The sequence below is a fragment of the Massilia sp. 9096 genome, from assembly GCF_000745265.1.
Classification (GTDB): Bacteria; Pseudomonadota; Gammaproteobacteria; order Burkholderiales; family Burkholderiaceae_D; genus Telluria.
In genome coordinates this window covers 793,695-810,000 of sequence record NZ_JQNN01000001.1, presented here as the reverse complement: position 1 = coordinate 810,000, position 16,306 = coordinate 793,695, and the positions used below count along the sequence as shown (strand labels likewise).

Sequence of the window (16,306 nt, the reverse complement as noted above, 5' to 3'; positions counted from 1 at the left end):
AAGTACGCTGCGATCTGCTAGTTTTAAGGGATCGAAGTGACCATGGAGGACTTGTTTCGTATTTCTTTCCCGTACAACGCATCGCGTCGTGGAGGTTCGCTCAACAGCGTTTTTGCATCATGCTCATGGATATCGTCATTTCAGGAGTCCTGGCAGGTATTGCCGGACTGGTCGTCTTCGAGGCGATCTGCGAAGGAACAGGTTGTTCCAGAAAACTACGCGACCGTTATCACGAATAGCGGCAAGGCCGTTGCGCCTTTCAAAACGAAAAGCGGCGAGGCCCGGGGCATCCCCGCAGCACTCGCCGCTTTCGTCAACCCCGCCGGCAAGCCGGTGCCCCGTCAATCCAGTTCGCGCAGCTTGTTGAAGGCCTGGTCGATACGCTCGACCGCGACGATGGTCATGCCTTCGATCGCCTGCTTGGGCGCGTTGGCCTTCGGGATCACCGCCACCGAAAAGCCCAGCTTGGCGGCCTCGCGCAGGCGCTCCTGGCCGCGCGGCGCGGGGCGGATCTCGCCGGCCAGGCCGACTTCGCCGAACACCACCAGCCCGCGCGGCAGCGGCTTGTTGCGCATCGACGAGTTAATCGCCAGCAATACGGCCAGGTCGGCGGCCGGCTCGGTGATCTTCACGCCGCCGACCGCGTTGATGAACACGTCCTGATCGAACGCCGCGATGCCGGCGTGGCGGTGCGCCACCGCCAGCAGCATCGCCAGGCGGTTCTGCTCCAGCCCGACCGAGAGCCGGCGCGCATTCGGCAGGTGGCTGGCGTCGACCAGCGCCTGCACCTCGACCAGCAGCGGACGCGTGCCCTCCTGCGTGACCATCACGCAGGAACCCGGCACCTGGGTGTCGTGTTGTGAAAGGAACAAGGCGGACGGATTCGACACGCCTTTCAAGCCCTTTTCCGTCATCGCGAACACGCCCAGCTCGTTGACCGCGCCGAAGCGGTTCTTGATCGCCCGCACCAGGCGGAAGCTCGACTGCGTGTCGCCCTCGAAGTACAGCACGGTGTCGACGATGTGTTCGAGCACGCGCGGACCGGCCAGCGCGCCCTCCTTCGTCACGTGGCCGACCAGGATGATGGTCACGCCGGTCTGCTTGGCCACGCGCGTGAGCTGGGCGGCGCATTCGCGCACCTGGGCCACGGAACCGGGCGCCGAGGTCAACGCATCCGAATACAGCGTCTGGATCGAGTCGATCACGGCGACGTCGGGTTTCAGGTCGGCGATCGTGCCGAGGATTTTTTCCAGTTGGATCTCGGCCTGCAGCTTGAGTTCCTTGGCCTCGACCTGCAGGCGGCGCGCGCGCAGCGCGATCTGGGCGCCGGATTCCTCGCCGGACACATATAAGGTATTGCGCGTCGCTGCCAGGCTGGACAGCGCCTGCAGCAACAGCGTCGACTTGCCGATGCCGGGATCGCCGCCGATCAGCACGACGCCGCCCGCCACCAGGCCGCCGCCCAGCACGCGGTCGAATTCCTCGATGCCGGTGCCGAAGCGCGGCACGTCGATCGCCTCGATGTCCGCCAGCGACAGCACCGGCGCGGTCTGCGCCAGGCTCTTGTGCAACTGGGTTTGCGACATGCGGTTCAGTCCGGCGCTCTCGACCTGCTCGGTCATCGTGTTCCAGGCCTTGCATTCCGGGCACTGGCCGCTCCAGCGGCTGGCGACGGCGCCGCATTCGTTACAGACGAAACTGGTTCGTGATTTAGCCATGGCGATGTGAAATCCCTAGTGTTCTATTAATTAGTATGCGCAGCTCGGTCGCAATTGGGTTGCAGCTCAGTTGCAGCTCGGTTGCAGCTCAGTCGCAACCGAGGCGGCCTTCGCCCACGCGCACGCGCGCGGCGAGCGCGCACATCAGCTCGTAGCCGATGGTGCCGGCGGCCTGGGCCACCTCGTCGATGGGCAGGCCGTCGCCCCACAACGTGACCTTGCTGCCGACGCGGGCATTGGCGACCGGCGTCAGGTCGACCGTCATCATGTCCATCGACACGCGCCCGACCAGCCGGGTGCGCACGCCGTCGACGATGACCGGGGTGTCCTGGGCGGCGTGGCGCGGATAGCCGTCGGCGTAGCCGCAGGCGACCACGCCGACCGTCATCGGGCCGTCGGCCTGGAAGCGGCTGCCGTAACCGACCGTGTCGCCGGCGGCAAGCTGCTGGATGCCGATGATCTCGGAGCGCAGCGTCATCGTCGGCAGCAGGCCGAAGTCGGCCGCCGCGCGCCCGCCCGGGGTGCCGCCATACAGCATGATGCCGGGCCGGACCCAGTCGTTCTGCAGCTCGCCGTACTGGCCGCCGAGCAGTTCGGTCTGGTGCAGCACGCCGCCCGAGTTCGACAGGCTGCGTTCGCCGGCCAGGCCGTCGGCGCCGAGACGGAAGCGCCGTACCTGCTCGGCGATCGACAGGCGCGGATGCTCGAGCTCGTCGGCATTCGCGAAGTGGGTCATCAGCGTGATGTTGCGCACGCCCGGGATCGCGCGCAGGCGCGCGTAGGCCGCTCGGAAGTCTTCGGGCGGGAAACCCAGCCGGTTCATCCCGGTATTCATCTTCAGGTGCACGTCGATCGGCCGGTACAGGCTGGTGTATTCGAGCATCTTGATCTGCTCGAGGCAGTGGACCGTGCTGTTGATGTTGTGCTCGGCCAGCAGCGGGATGTCGGACGCGTCGAAGATTCCCTCAAGCAGCAGGATCGGCTTGACCCAGCCGAGTTCGCGCAATTCGAGCGCATTCTCGGTTTCGATCAGCGCCAGGCCGTCGGCTTGGACAAAGCCGCGCATGCCGCGCGCCAGGCCGTGGCCGTAGGCATTGGCCTTGACCACGGCCCAGATTTTCGAGAGCGGCGTGCAGCTGCGCGCCCTGACCAGGTTCTGGTGCATGGCGTCGAGGTGGATGGTGGCGTGCAAGGGGCGTGGCATGGCGATACAGATGGGGGTGAAGCGAAAAAACGGAAGGGTTTATTGTACCCGGCCCGTTGCCGGAGCGAACCCGGAGGCCCCGTCCGCAGGGTGTGCAATCTTTGGGCTAACCGATCTTTCATGGTATAAAGCAACCCACTCTATGTTTTTAGAACGACCGTATCGAATGAATCGTGGTTTTTATACCATCATGGCGGCGCAGTTTTTCTCGTCGCTCGCAGATAGCGCGCTGATCATCGTCGCGATCGGTCTGCTGACGGCGATGAAAGCCCCGGCTTCGCTGACCCCGCTGCTCAAACTGTCGTTCGTGCTGTTCTACGTCCTGCTTGCGCCGTTCGTGGGCGCCTTCGCCGATTCGATGAACAAGGGCCGTGTGATGTTCATCGCCAACTTCATCAAGGTGTTCGGCTGCGCGCTCGTGCTGTTGAACGTGCATCCGCTGGCCGCGTACGCGGTGGTCGGCTTCGGCGCGGCCGTGTATTCGCCCGCCAAGTACGGCATCCTGACCGAACTGCTGCCGGCCGAGCAGCTCGTCATCGCCAACGCCTGGATCGAAGGCTTGACCGTGATGTCGATCATTTTCGGCACCGTGATGGGCGGCGCTTTGGTCAGCGCGCACGGCGGCGCCTGGCTGATGACCCTCGACGTGCCCGGCATCGACACCGGCATCGACACCCCGGCCAAGGCCCAGATCGCCGTGCTGGTCGGCACCTACGCACTGGCCGCCGCCTTCAACCTGCGCATTCCGGACACCGGCGCGCGCTACGAACACCAGGAACGCAACCCGGCCAAGCTGATCGCCGACTTCGCCGAGTGCTCGAAGACGCTGTGGAACGACAGGCTGGGCCAGATCTCGCTGGCCGTGACCACGCTGTTCTGGGGCTCGGGCGCGGCGCTGCAGCTGATCGTGCTGGAATGGGCCAAGCGCTCGCTGCACATGCCGCTCGACAAGGCGACGACGCTGATCGGCGTGGTCGCGATCGGCGTGGCGGTAGGCGCGGCGCTCGCCGCCAAGCTGATCCCGCTGCGCAAGGCGCTGAGCGTGATCCCGCTCGGCATCGCGATGGGCGTGGTGGTGATGGCCATGACGCTGGTGCACCGCATCGAGATCGCGGTCGTGATGCTCCTGATCATCGGCCTGCTGTCGGGCTTTTTCGTGGTGCCGGTGAACGCCCTGCTGCAGCACCGCGGCCACGTCCTGATGAGCGCCGGCCACTCGATCGCGGTGCAGAACTTCAATGAAAACCTGTCGATCCTGACCTTAATGGCGGTGTACGCGATCATGATCACGCTGAACGTCCACCTGAGCGTGATCATCGTGCTGTTCGGCTTCTCGCTGGCCGCGATCATGTACCTGGTCGGACGGCGCCATGCCAACAACCAGCGCAAGCACGATTTGCTGGCGCTGATCGAAGAGCACAAGCACTGACCAGAGGCGCTTTGTCGGCCAACGCGCGCCGCCCGCCGCCGTGATCGAGCGGCCGTCCGCGCCGCCGACGACGATTTACGCTTGCTCTTGCTGGAACTGTTTGCGCTGCATGTCGACGTCCCGCATAAATCCTTCGAAGTCCACCGCCGTCTCGATGCGCTTGACCCTCGTTCGGCCCTGTCGTTCCTCCATTTCGGTGCGCCGTGAAGGTTATTGTCTTCCCGTCAGTAATCAAGGAAACGAGCGACGCTTGCTTTTGAAATGCTGCCTCGCTTTTGACGCCTGCAGCCGCCAATCTTGGGGTGCCGGCCCTTTCCAGCTCAGAGGATGGGCGAATCCGTCATGCGAACTATCCAAAGCGTGATTGATGGCGTCAGCTAGCTCGACAGCAGATGTTAAAGCAGGGAGCACAATGCATGGCTCGGAATCGATACCGGCTCCTGCTGTTGTCGTGTTAACCGGGCAGACGACGAAAAGCGACGCAGATTTAAACACGGAGGCTTTTTTACTGGCACCTGTCCGTGCTATCGAATAAGTGAAGATGCTACAGACGTCCGCTTCCCGCCGAATCGATCCGATCAGGCATGAATTGCAGCTCGCCAAAGCGAAAACTCGTCTTAAACCGTCGGCGCCGCCCCGCGCTCACCGGCACGCGTCCGCCAATCGTCCGGCACGATGAAGCCGCGCTCGAATTCGACGATGCGGCCCTCCCCTTCGCCCACCAGCGAGACCAGCACCGGCCCGTTGGACTGCGCGAAATGGTCTTCGAGTTCAGCGCGCAATCGAGAGCGGTCCAGCATCCAGGTCGCCGATTGGGCGCTGAACGGCGCCAGCCACCGCAGGCGCGGCAGCACCAGGAAGCGATCCCCCTCCAGCCGATCCAGCTCCGACAGCGCGCACCAGAAGCCGCGGCAATGGCGCGCCGCGATGCCGCGCAGCGCCAGTTCATGGTAGGTTCCGGCAGGATAGAACAGCCAGCCCTTGACCAGCGCCTTCGCACTCGTCACCGGGCGCGGCAGCACGTCCCGGGCGGCCGGGTGCTTGCCCAGTTCCAGCTGATGGTCGAACACCTTGCGCATCTTGCGGCCCAGGCTGTCGGCCAGGTTGGGGCCGACGAAGGCGTCGAAGCTATCGGCAAGCTGCCCGTGCACGCCTTCCTGCAATAGATAGAACTTGGTGGCGAACTCGATGTGTTCCAGGCCACCGGCGCCGTCGTCGAGCAGGAAGTCGAACTCGCCGACCGTGTCGTTGCGCGCGGCGCGCACCTGCACGCCATGCGCGACCAGCCGGCCCTGGTGGGCGAAATACAGCGCCATCAGTTTTTCGGCGTACAGGCCCAGGCGCGTCATCATCTTGGCGCCGAGCAGGGCGTCGAGTGGGGCCGGATCGGCGTCCAGTTCGGTCAGCCAGCGCTCGGTTTCAAACGTCACCGGGCCAAGGCTGGCGATGCGCCCTTCCCAGTGCGGATCGTGGGCGTCGAGCAGGTCGGGGGCGTCGAGCAGCCAGGCCAGCGCCCGCACCCGCGCGCGCCGCAGGTGGCCCCAGCGGCGCTCGAAGTCAGCCTGGTAGTTGTCAGCCGGGCCGGTCACCGCGGTTGCCACCATTGCTAGCGTCGGCGCGCGCCCGGCACAGATCCGCCCACACCGATGCCTTGTCGAGTCCGCGCTGCAGCAGCTGGCCCGGGTGCAGGGTCGCGACCAGGTGCACGCCCCTGTCGCCGGCTTGCAGCGCATGGGCCTGGCCGCGCACGCCGGCCAGCGGCTCGGTCAGCGCGCGGCCGAGCAGCGTGTTGGCGGCGATCTGGCCCAGGGTCAGCACGGTCTCCGCGCCGGTGAGGACCAGCTCGCGCTCGAGGAAGGGACGGCAGGCCGCCGCTTCGTCCGCGGTGGGCGCGCGTTCGGTCCCGGCGACCGTGGTCGGGCGGCACTTGATCAGATTGGTGATGTAGACGTCGCGCGTGCGCGCCAGGCCGACCGCGCTCAGCATGTTGTCGAGCAGTTTGCCGGGGTCGCCCGCCAGCGGGATGCGCGCCTTTTCGTCGGCCGCAGTCGAAGCGCCGGCCGCGACCATCCAGCGCGCTGTCTTGGCGCCTGTACCCGGCACCGGCGCGCGGCCGTCGCGGCAGGCGCTGCAGCGGCGGCAAGCGGCGACCGCCAGCTGCAGCTGGTCCCAGTCCATGGCCGCGATCTCGTCCGGCGTGGCGTCGGTCGCCAGCGCGTCGTCGTCCCAGGCGGCGTCCGGGTTGGCCGGCGGCGGTACGACCGGCTCCAGGGCCGAGGCCGACTGGGCGACGCGCTGCAGCGGCCGGGGCCGCTCGCGGGCGCAGGCGCGGGCACCTGCGTTTGCGCGGGTGCGGGTGCGGGTGCGGGTGCGGGTGCGGGTGCGGGTGCGGCTGCGGGTGCAGCCACGGGCACGGGCGCAGGTGGATGCGCCTGCGCGGGCGCCTCGGCGACGGCGGCCGCTTGCACCCCTGCCTCGGCGTCGATCACCACATCGCCCGCCCCCGCCGCATCGCGCAGACGCCAGAGCGGCGCCAGCCCCATCTCGGCCAGGAAGACGGCGTCGCGTTCGCTGAAGGCGCTCATAGTTCCAGCCTCATGATGATCGCATCCTCGCGTTTGCCTTCATGCGCCGGATAATAAGCCTTGCGGCGGCCGATCTCGGTATAGCCGTATCGGCGGTAGACCTGCAGGGCGCGCTCGTTCGACGGCCGCACTTCGAGGAAGATGGTGGCCATGCCCTTGTCGCGCGCGCGCGCGGCGATGCGGTCCAGCAGCAATCGCCCCAGACCCGCGCCCTGACGGCCGGCGCTGACCGCGACGTCGAGCAGGTGCGCTTCGTCCACCGCATACATCGACAGGAAGTAGCCGATCAGCGCGCCATCGGCGCCCTGCGCGTCGGCGTCGGCCAGCACCCAGGCGTCGTAGCCGCTGCGCAGCGAATCGATGAAGTTGGCGCGCCTCCACGGATGCGGGAATACGCTGCATTCGAGCGCGTGCACGGCGTCGACGTCGGCCATGACCATCGGGCGCAGCAGGAGGCGGCCCGGATTTACGCCCTGCCCCGCGCCCTGCCCCGCGCCCGGCTGCGTTGCCTGGGCCGGCGCCAGACCGGCGTCCAGTTCCCGCCCGGTCATGCCGCGCCCGCCTTGGCCGCGTTGATCGCCTGGCGCTCGGCGCTGGTGTAGGCGACCTTGTTGCGCAGGTAGATCGGCTGGGCTTCGTCGGCCGGCACCGCACGGCCGGCCGCCAGCGCGGCCACGCCCAGCACGGCCAGTTCGCGCGCGTGCGGCAGGATCGAAGCATCGGCCGCGGCGGCGAAAGGCTGATCGGCAAATGCTTCCGGATACGCCGCGAAACCGTTGCCGCACGCAGCCAGCACGGCGCCGTCCGCCACTGGCAGCGGCGCCACCGCGCCAGGGGCCGACAGCACCGGCTCGGCGACGATTTCCCAGCCACCGTCCCAGCGATACTGGGCCCAGTAGACCTCGCCCATGCGCGCGTCGAGCACGGTCAAGACCTCGGTTGCGCCGGACCGCGCGCGGCACGCCTCGGCCATCGCTTCGAGGGTCACCAGCGGCAGCGTCGCCAGGCCGGCGCCGAACGCCAGGCCCTGGGCCACGCCGCAAGCGGTGCGCACACCGGTGAAGGAGCCGGGACCGGCGCCGAAGGCGATGGCGTCGCAGTCCGCCAGCGTCACGCCGGCTTCGCGCAGCAGTTCCTGCACCATCGGCAGGATGGCTTGCGAGTGCGTACGCACGCTGGCGGATTCGCGCGCCAGGACAGCCGGCCGCGTGGCGGCAGACGGCACGCTGGTGTTCAACAAGGCGCAGGACGCCAGTTCGGACGAGGTTTCGATGGCAAGGATGATCGGCATGCCGTATTCTAACCCGCCGCCCCGGCCCGCCAAAAGCGCCGATCGTTGTAAAATGCCGTCCATGCCCAGCCTGACTCTCGAGCTTGACAACCGCGACCAGCTGACCGCCGCCCTCGACGGCGGCGGCTGGATCGTCGCCTGCCTGTGCGCCGCCTGGTGCGGCACGTGCTCATCCTACCGCACCGCTTTCGACGCGCTGGCCGCGCGCCACCCCGACAAGACCTTCGTCTGGATCGACGTCGAAGACCAGGCCGGCGTGGTCGGCGACCTCGACGTGGAAAACTTCCCGACCCTGCTGCTGCAGCGCGACGACGTGGTCGCCTTTTACGGCACCATGCTGCCCGACCCCAACGTGGCCGACCGCCTGGTGCAGGCCAAGGCGGCGCTGGCGCCCGACGAACTGGCGCGCCTGGCCGGCTCGAACGAAGAGCGGCGTGGCTGGCAGCAAGCGTGCAACCTGCGCACGCTGCTGGCCAACGCCGACGATTGAGCCTTACGCCAGTTTCAACGGCAAGCTGCGCAGCCGCTGCCCGGTCAGCTTGAACAGCGCATTCGCCACCGCCGGCGCCACCGGCGGCACCGCGGGTTCGCCCATGCCTTCGGGCGGCTCGCCGCTGGGCATCAGGATCGTCTCGACCACTGGCGCCTGCCCCATGCGCAGCACCGGATAGTCGCCGAAGTTGGTTTGCTGGACGCGGCCGTCGCGCAGCGTGATCTCGCCCGCCAGCGCCGCCGACAGCCCGAACAGCACGGCACCTTCGACCTGCTGGGCCGCGATGTTCGGATTGACCACGATCCCGCAATCGACCGCGCACACCACGCGGTGCACACGGATGTCCCCGCCCTCGACCGACACCTCGGCCACCTGCGCCACGATGGTGCCGAACGACTGGTGCAGCGCCACCCCGTGCGCGCGTCGCGCCGGCGCGTCGCCCGCGCGCGCGAGGGCGGCGTCGAGCACCGCCAGGTGGCGCGGATGGTCCGCCAGGAGCTCGCGCCGCAGCAGGACCGGGTCCCTGCCGGCCGCGTGCGCGACCTCGTCCATGAAGCTCTCCTTGAAGAAGGCATTGTGCGAGTGGCCGACCGAGCGCCAGTAGCCGATCGGCACCGCACTGTCCACCGTCACGTGCGCCACGCGCAGGTTCGGCACGGCGTATTGCATGTCGTATTCGCCCTCGGCAGTGGTCTTGTCCGGCCCCAAGCCGGGCAGGCCGAGCGCGCGCGGGAAGTACTGGTGGCCGATCGCCCCGCTGACCGAGCGGTTGTCCCAGGCCAGCAGACGCCCGCCCTGGCCCAGCCTGGCGGTAAAGCGCGCCAGCGCCGCCGGACGGTAGACGTCGTGCTGGACGTCGTCCTCGCGCGTCCAGATCAGCTGCACCGGGCGGCCGCGCAACGCCTTGGCGATCGCCACCGTCTGCGCCACCATGTCGACTTCCAGGCGCCGCCCGAAGCCGCCGCCCAGCAGCATCGCCTCGACCGTGACGTCGTCGCGCCCGACCCCGGCCGCCTTGGCGGCCGCGTCCGCGGCCACGCTCGGCACCTGGGTCGAGGTCCAGACCCTGACTTTGCCGTCCACCATCTGGGCGGTGCAGTTGAGCGGCTCCATCGCGGCGTGCGCCAGGAAAGGCGCGCGGTACTCGGCGTGGACCGTCGTCTCGGCGCCGGCCACGTCCTGGCTGCCTTCGTCAACAAAACAGTAGCCCGATTCCTGGTCCAGGCTTTTCGAAAACGCGGCGAACAGCGCCTCGCTCGACAGGGAGGCATCGGGACCTGCGCGCCAGCTCACCGGCAGCGCCTGCGCCGCCTGCCTGGCCTGCCACCAGCTGCCGGCCACGACCGCGACCGCCGCGCCGGCGCCCGACAGCGGCGCCACCGCGTTCGAGACGTCGACCACCTCGAGCACGCCCGGCATGCCCAGGACCTTGGCCGCGTCGAACGACGCCACGCTTGAACCCAGCGCCGGCGCCATCTTCAGGGCCGCGTACAGCAAGCCTTCCGGGCGGGCGTCGATGCCGAACAGCGCGCTGCCGTCGACCTTGATCGCGCTGTCGCGGCGCGGCGCCGGCTTGCCGATCAACTTGAAGTCGCGCGGCGACTTGAGCTTGATGTCGTCCACGCCGATGCTGGCGCCGACCACGGCTGCGCGCCCCGCCAGCGCGCCGTACGAGATGCGCCGCCCGTCCGGGTGCAGCACGTTGCCGTCTTCGGTGCGCAGCCCGGCGGCGTCGACGTTCCAGCGCTCGGCCGCGGCCGCGAGCAGCATCGCGCGCGCGACCGCGCCGGCTTCGCGCATCGGCTGCCAGGCGTCCTTGACGCTGGTCGAGCCGCCGGTGAACATGATGCCGAGCTCGCGCCCGACCTTGCCCATCACCCAGCGCACGCCCTGCTTGACGCTGCCGCGGTCGTCCGGGCGGAACGGCAGGTTGTCGCGCATGACGGCCAGGTTGCCGAAGATCTTGTCGAGCGGCGCCTGCGAGATCCGCACCGACGCCAAGGGCGCGTCGAGTTCCTCGGCCAGCAGCATCGGCAGTGCGGTCGTGACGCCCTGCCCCATCTCGCTGCGCGGGACCACCACCGACACCGTGCCGTCGGGCGCGATCGCGACCCAGCCGTTGAGCGCCACCGCGCCCGATTCGAGCGCCAGCTTTCTCGCCGCGCGCAGGCGCTGGCGCGGCGGCGCGACGCCCCAGCCGACCACCAGCGCGCCGCCCAGGGCCAGCCCGCCCAGCAGGAAGGCGCGCCGGCCGGTCTTCGCGGCCGGCTCAGGCCGGACCGGCTTCTCCTCGCCCGGCTCCGGGCTGCTCGCGTCTCGCATCGTGATCTGGTCTCCATTCTTCCAACAAGCGGTCCGGCGCCATCGGCCGGCCGTACAGATAGCCCTGCGCGCGGTTGCAGCCGTGGCGCAGCAGGAAGGCGGCTTGCGCCTCGCTCTCGACGCCCTCGGCGATCACCGCCAGGCCCAGGCTCTTGCCGAGCTGGATGATGGCGCTGGCGATCGCGCGGTCGTCCGCCTCATCGACGCCATCGCCGGCGATGTCGCGGATGAAGCTGCGGTCGATCTTCAGCGTCTGCACCGGCATCTGCTTCAGGTAGGCCAGCGAAGAGTAGCCGGTACCGAAGTCGTCGATCGCCAGCTCGACCCCGAGCGCATGCAGGTCGTTGATGAACGAAAGCGCGTCGGCGGTGTTCATGATGACCGACTCGGTCACCTCGAGCTGCAGGCGGGGCGGCGCCAGGCCGGTATCGAGCAGCGCCTGGTGCACCTGGCCGGCGATGCTGCCGCGGTCGAACTGGCGTCCCGACAGGTTGACCGCCATCTTCGGCACCGCCAGGCCGGCGCGCTCCCACGCCACCATCTGGCGGCATGCTTCCTCCAGCACCCAGCCGCCCAGCTGGGCAATGAAGCCGATGTCCTCGGCCAGCGGAATGAAGCGCTCCGGCGGCACCTCGCCCAACTCGGCATTATGCCAGCGCACCAGGGCCTCGACACCGAGCAGGCGCCCGCCCTCGGCGTCGCCCTCGATCGCCACCTGAGGCTGGTAGGCCAGGCGCATCTCGCCGCGCTCGATCGAGCGCCGCAGCAGCGTTTCCAGGCGCAGGCGCTCGACGCCTTCGCCATCCATCGACGGCGCATAGAACCGGTAGCCGTTGCGCCCGCGCGCCTTGGCCTGGTACATAGCGACATCGGCGTTGCGCACCAGGACGTTGAGGTCGCTCGCATCCTGCGGAAACAGGCTGATGCCGACGCTCCCGGTGACGAACAGCTCATGCTCCGACAACAGCACCGGGCGCTCGAACAACGCCATCAGCTTTTCCGCGATCAGGGCCGCGCCGTGCTCGCCGTCGACGTCCTCGAGCATCACGATGAACTCGTCGCCGCCCAGGCGCGCCAGCGTGTCGCCTTCGCGCAGGCAGCCTGAGAGGTTGTGCGCGACCTGCTTGAGCAGCTCGTCGCCGACGTGGTGGCCAAGCGTGTCGTTGACGGTCTTGAAGCGGTCCAGGTCGATGAACATCACCGCCAGCGGGCGCTCGCAGCGCGCCGCGCGCACCATCGCGTGTTCCAGGCGGTCGTGGAACAGCAAGCGGTTGGGCAGCCCGGTGAGCGCGTCGTGGTGCGCCAGGTGATCGAGCTCCTCCTGCGATTCGCGCGCCTTGGTGACGTCGCTGAACACGCACACGTAATGGGTGACGGCGCCGGCGTCGTGGTGCACCGTCGACACGGTCAGCCATTCGAGGTAGGCCTCGCCGTTCTTGCGGCGGTTCCAGGTCTCGCCGCGCCAGAAGCCGGTTTCCTCGATGTCGCGCCACAGTGCCGAGTGGCCCGGATGATTCACCCGCGTCAGGCTCGAATGGGTGCCGAGCGCCTCGGCTTCGGTATAGCCGGTGATCTGCGTGAAGGCCGGGTTGGTGGCGACGATGCGGCCGTGCACGTCGAGCACCATCACGCCATCGGCGATGTGTTCCAGCACGGTGGCCGACAGGCGCAGCTTTTCCTCGGCCTGGCGGCGCTCGGTGACGTCGGCGAAGACCCAGATGCTGCCGGCGTCGACGCGTTCGGCATCGAGCGCGCGCCCGCTCACCGTGCACCACACCAGGCTGCCGTCGGCGCGCCGGAACTGGCGCTCGTCGCTGTAGTCGCCGCCCTGCGCCAGCGGCGGATAGCTGGCCTCGAGTCCCTGGCGGTAATCGGTCTCGTCGGGGAACAGGCGTCCGATCGACTCGCCGGCCAGCTCGCCTTCGCGGTAGCCGAACAAGGCCTCGAAGCGGCGGTTGGTCGACACCACGCGGCGCGCGCGTACGTGCACGATGCCGAACATGACGTTGTCCAGCACGGCGTCCTGCTCGGCCAGCAGCGCCTCGATGCGCATCTCGTTGTCCTTGCGCTGGCTGATGTCGGAAATGATGCCGTCGATCCAGTACACCTGCTCGCCATCGAAGGCGGCGGGCTGGCCGCTCTCGAGCAGCCAGCGCTCGATGCCGTTGGCGTCGACGATGCGGTATTCGATCTCGTACGCACGCACGTCGAGCATCGCCTCCTTGATCGTGCGATAGTGCTGGCGCCGGTCCTCGGGGCGGATGATGTCGCTCCAGCGGTCGCTCGAGGCGCCGATGAAGCGCTGCGCCGGATAGCCGGAGATCGCTTCGATGGCGTCGCTGACGAAGTCGATGGCGCCGCCCGGACGCACGCGGAACACCGCGCCCGGCACCTGGGTCACGATGCTGCGAAAGCGTTCCTCGCGCCGGCCGATGTCCTCGAACAGTTCGCCGATCGCGATGCGCATGCGCTCCATCTGGCGGCCCAGGCGGCCCAGTTCGTCGCGGCTGGCCAGCGCCAGCGGCGTGTCAAAGCGGCCCTGCGAGAGGCGATCGGAAAACGCCATCAGCGTGCCCAGCGGCGCCACCAGGCGGCGCCTGAGCAGCAGCATGATCAGCAGCAGCGACACCGCCAGCTGCCCGCCCAGCACCATCGCGTAACGCCATTGCTTGGCGCGCAGGCTTTGCTGGTTGCGGCTGTCGTCCATCTCGACCGCGACGCGCCCGATCGGCTGGCCGTGCACCACCACTTCGCGCTCGGCGTGCAGCACGTGCCCGCCCGGACTCACGCCGGCGCGCCGGTCGAGGAAGTCGGCGTCGCCCTGGGCCTGCACGTGCACGTGCAGCACGGCCGGGTCGCGCATCAGCGAATCGACCAGCGAACTGGCGGCGTCAAGGTTCATGTTCCACAGCGATTCCTGCATCCCCAGCGCCAGGATGTCGGCATTGCGCTGGAGCGACTCGTTCAGTTCATGGCGTGCGGACTGCTGCTCCTGCACGCCGAGCAGGAAGTAGCCGCCGACCAGGGCCGGCAGCGCCAGGCCACCGAGGGCCATCAGCAGCAGCGCGCCGTACAGCGATTGGCCGCTCAGGCGCGCCAGCCGCGCCAGGCGGCCCGGCAAGGCACGGGACGCGCTGAGGTCGAGGAGTTCGGTGGCGGGCATGGGGAGCGAGGAGGTTGAATTGCAGCGCTGACAATAATTATGATATTTCAATAAATACTGATTATGCCGAGTTAATTGCCTCAAGTCAGTAAAAATGTCGACATGCGGTCGTGTCAATTGGTGTCGCGTTACCTGTGCGCCACGTCCCGCCCGGCGCACGGCCGCGCCGGCCGGCGGCGCAGCCGGATTGTTGCTATGATCGCGGTCTTTGCAAAGGAGAGTGCATGAGCACGTCGTACGATATTTCGCTGTACACCGCTTCGGTTCCGGTCCTGCGCCAGATCCTGACCAGCCTGTCGACCATCCTGAAAAAGGCCGAAGACCACGTCGCGGCCAGGAAGCTCGACCCGAACGCCCTGCTGCAGGCGCGCCTGTTCCCGGACATGTTCCCGCTGGTGCGCCAGGTGCAGCTGGCAACCGATTTCGCCAAGGGCGCGGCGGCGCGCCTGGGCGGCGTCGAGGTGCCGCGCTACGACGACGTCGAGCACGACTTCGCCGGCCTGCAGGCGCGCCTGGAAAAGACCCTGGCCTTCATCGACGGCGTGCCGCGCGAGGCGATCGACGCCGGCGGCGCGCGCGACATCACCATCGGCACCGGCGAGAACCAGCGCCAGTTCAAGGGCCTAACCTACCTGCTGCATTTCGCCCTGCCGCATTTCTACTTCCATGCGACCACGGCCTACGACATCCTGCGCCATAACGGGCTGGATATCGGCAAGAAGGATTTCGTCGGCACCCACTGACCGGCGTGCTCTAATATAGAGACGAAAAAAAGGCCGGCCCGCTCGATGCGCGGCCGGCCTTTATCGAATATGCGGATCCGGTACGCGGACCGGCTCAGGTGTTACGGCGCGGATAGCCCTGCGCCAGGATGCGCACCCATACGGCTTCCTTCTGGTCGGACGTCATCGAGACCCAGTGCGCGACTTCGACCACGGTGCGCCCGCAACCGCGGCAGATCTCGTCGAAGGTGGTGGAGCACACGGCGACACAGGGAGTGTCGGGTCGTACAGGAGCCCCGACAGGGCGTACAGGAGCCCCGACAGGGCCTACAGGAGGCCCGACAGGGCCTACAGGAGGCCCGACAGGGCCTACAGGAGCCCCGGACGGGCACTCCGGCGTCCCTGCCGCTGCCTGATCAGCGTGCTGGTCCGACATCGAGCTTGTCCCAGCCTTCGTGGCCGAGCTTTTCGAGGGTGTCGATGTTCTTTTCGAAGATCTCGGCGGCGTCCGGAATCGCTTCCACGGCGCGCTCGATGCTGTCCTCGCGAAGCAGCTGCAGGATCGGGTATGGCGCGCGGTTGGTATAGTTGCCGATGTCGTTCGCATCGGTGTCTGCGAACTGGTAGTCCGGGTGGAAGTTCGCGACCTGGATGTCGCCGTCGAGCTGCATGTCTTCGATCGCCGCGTCGGCCACATCGAGGAATTCGTTGAAGTCCAGGAAATCGTTCAGCACGAAGGGATGGATCAACAGCGTGGTGTCGACCTTTTCCGGATCGGTGTCGGCCAGGTCCTGCAGCTCGTTCATCAATTCTTCCAGCAGCGCCTCGGGGGTGCGCGCCGGCGAGACCACGAAGCGCACCTGCTCCTTCACGTACACCGCCTTGGCAAATGGACAGAGATTCAAGCCGATGACGGCGCGCTCGACCCAGCGCCGGGTGGCGGCGACGATGGCGTCGTCGTCCGCGTTGAGGTTGGGAGTGCTCATGTGGTGCTTTCCAAAAATACAAAATCAGGTGCGCAGAGATCGCATTGTACGCGGACTTTGCGTCCTCTCATAGACGGACGGGCAAGGCACGCTAACTTGGCATGCATGGCCGGGCACGCTGGTATTACTCGTCCAGGGTAGAAAATGACGTTGAAAAATTGGTAATAAAAAATATTTCGACGAATGTGCCTGCGCCTCCAAAAATCCTCATACACCCGGGGGTATGGCAACATCACAGAAGCATACTTACCCCATACTCCCCTTGTATTTACCTTATCAAAAGACTTTATTAGCAAAATTTCTAGCCAAAGTTTTTTGTAACCGAGCCGACATATTTCTTGACTCGCTAACGAACTGGTCCGTACACTCCGACTTCACTCGTCAGTCTGACGT

At 67.4% G+C, this 16,306-nt stretch carries 12 protein-coding genes and 1 pseudogene; 3 read left to right on the top strand and 10 right to left on the bottom strand.

Going from position 1 to position 16,306, the window contains the following annotated elements; translation table 11 throughout:
- Nucleotides 1-341 precede the first annotated feature (341 nt).
- Nucleotides 342-1,718 (bottom strand): DNA repair protein RadA, encoded by a 1,377-nt coding sequence (radA, locus tag FA90_RS03550; RefSeq protein WP_036165995.1) that lies wholly within the window; start codon nt 1,716-1,718, stop codon nt 342-344.
- Nucleotides 1,719-1,806: 88 nt separating this feature from the next.
- Entirely contained in the window at nt 1,807-2,922 is a 1,116-nt protein-coding gene (alr, locus tag FA90_RS03545; RefSeq protein WP_036165992.1) for an alanine racemase, read from the bottom strand.
- 166 nt (nt 2,923-3,088) lie between these two features.
- Between alr and lplT the strand changes: the two genes are divergently transcribed.
- Nucleotides 3,089-4,351 (top strand): lysophospholipid transporter LplT, encoded by a 1,263-nt coding sequence (gene lplT, locus FA90_RS03540; protein ID WP_036165990.1) that lies wholly within the window; start codon nt 3,089-3,091, stop codon nt 4,349-4,351.
- Between the two features lie 617 nt (nt 4,352-4,968).
- Here the strand turns inward: lplT and FA90_RS03535 are convergent.
- The 4 genes from FA90_RS03535 to tsaB all read right to left on the bottom strand — a co-directional run bounded on the left by FA90_RS03535 (nt 4,969) and on the right by tsaB (nt 8,227).
- Nucleotides 4,969-5,955 carry a DUF1853 family protein gene (locus FA90_RS03535; protein WP_036165987.1) on the bottom strand — a complete coding sequence of 329 codons (987 nt, stop codon included), beginning with the start codon at nt 5,953-5,955 and terminating at the stop codon, nt 4,969-4,971.
- On the bottom strand, nt 5,924-6,529 hold the full coding sequence (locus tag FA90_RS27100) for a uracil-DNA glycosylase (RefSeq protein ID WP_239700522.1): 606 nt from the start codon (nt 6,527-6,529) through the stop codon (nt 5,924-5,926). The genes FA90_RS03535 and FA90_RS27100 overlap by 32 nt, the downstream gene beginning before the upstream one ends.
- Nucleotides 6,530-6,932: 403 nt before the next feature.
- A complete protein-coding gene (gene rimI / locus FA90_RS03525) occupies nt 6,933-7,376 on the bottom strand; it encodes a ribosomal protein S18-alanine N-acetyltransferase (RefSeq protein WP_051972091.1) in 444 nt (147 codons plus the stop codon).
- A gap of 107 nt (nt 7,377-7,483) precedes the next feature.
- On the bottom strand, nt 7,484-8,227 hold the full coding sequence (tsaB, locus tag FA90_RS03520) for a tRNA (adenosine(37)-N6)-threonylcarbamoyltransferase complex dimerization subunit type 1 TsaB (protein WP_036165985.1): 744 nt from the start codon (nt 8,225-8,227) through the stop codon (nt 7,484-7,486).
- Between the two features lie 61 nt (nt 8,228-8,288).
- On the opposite strand from tsaB, the gene FA90_RS03515 reads away from it, so the two are divergent.
- Complete coding sequence (locus FA90_RS03515; RefSeq protein WP_036165982.1) at nt 8,289-8,717, top strand: thioredoxin family protein; 429 nt, start codon at nt 8,289-8,291, stop codon at nt 8,715-8,717.
- A gap of 3 nt (nt 8,718-8,720) precedes the next feature.
- Here the strand turns inward: FA90_RS03515 and FA90_RS03510 are convergent, their stop codons facing one another.
- Both FA90_RS03510 and FA90_RS03505 read right to left on the bottom strand, forming a co-directional pair.
- Nucleotides 8,721-11,042: a xanthine dehydrogenase family protein molybdopterin-binding subunit gene (locus tag FA90_RS03510; RefSeq protein WP_081933616.1), complete on the bottom strand. Its 2,322-nt coding sequence runs from the start codon at nt 11,040-11,042 to the stop codon at nt 8,721-8,723.
- Complete coding sequence (locus tag FA90_RS03505; protein WP_051971371.1) at nt 10,990-14,205, bottom strand: EAL domain-containing protein; 3,216 nt, start codon at nt 14,203-14,205, stop codon at nt 10,990-10,992. The genes FA90_RS03510 and FA90_RS03505 overlap by 53 nt, the downstream gene beginning before the upstream one ends.
- 224 nt (nt 14,206-14,429) lie before the next feature.
- Between FA90_RS03505 and FA90_RS03500 the strand changes: the two genes are divergently transcribed.
- Complete coding sequence (locus FA90_RS03500; RefSeq protein ID WP_036165979.1) at nt 14,430-14,948, top strand: DUF1993 family protein; 519 nt, start codon at nt 14,430-14,432, stop codon at nt 14,946-14,948.
- Between the two features lie 94 nt (nt 14,949-15,042).
- Here the strand turns inward: FA90_RS03500 and FA90_RS26175 are convergent.
- Nucleotides 15,043-15,219: pseudogene (locus FA90_RS26175) on the bottom strand (DUF1289 domain-containing protein); the annotation flags it as partial.
- Between the two features lie 124 nt (nt 15,220-15,343).
- Nucleotides 15,344-15,913: a DUF1415 domain-containing protein gene (locus FA90_RS03490; RefSeq protein WP_036165972.1), complete on the bottom strand. Its 570-nt coding sequence runs from the start codon at nt 15,911-15,913 to the stop codon at nt 15,344-15,346.
- Nucleotides 15,914-16,306: the final 393 nt, after the last annotated feature.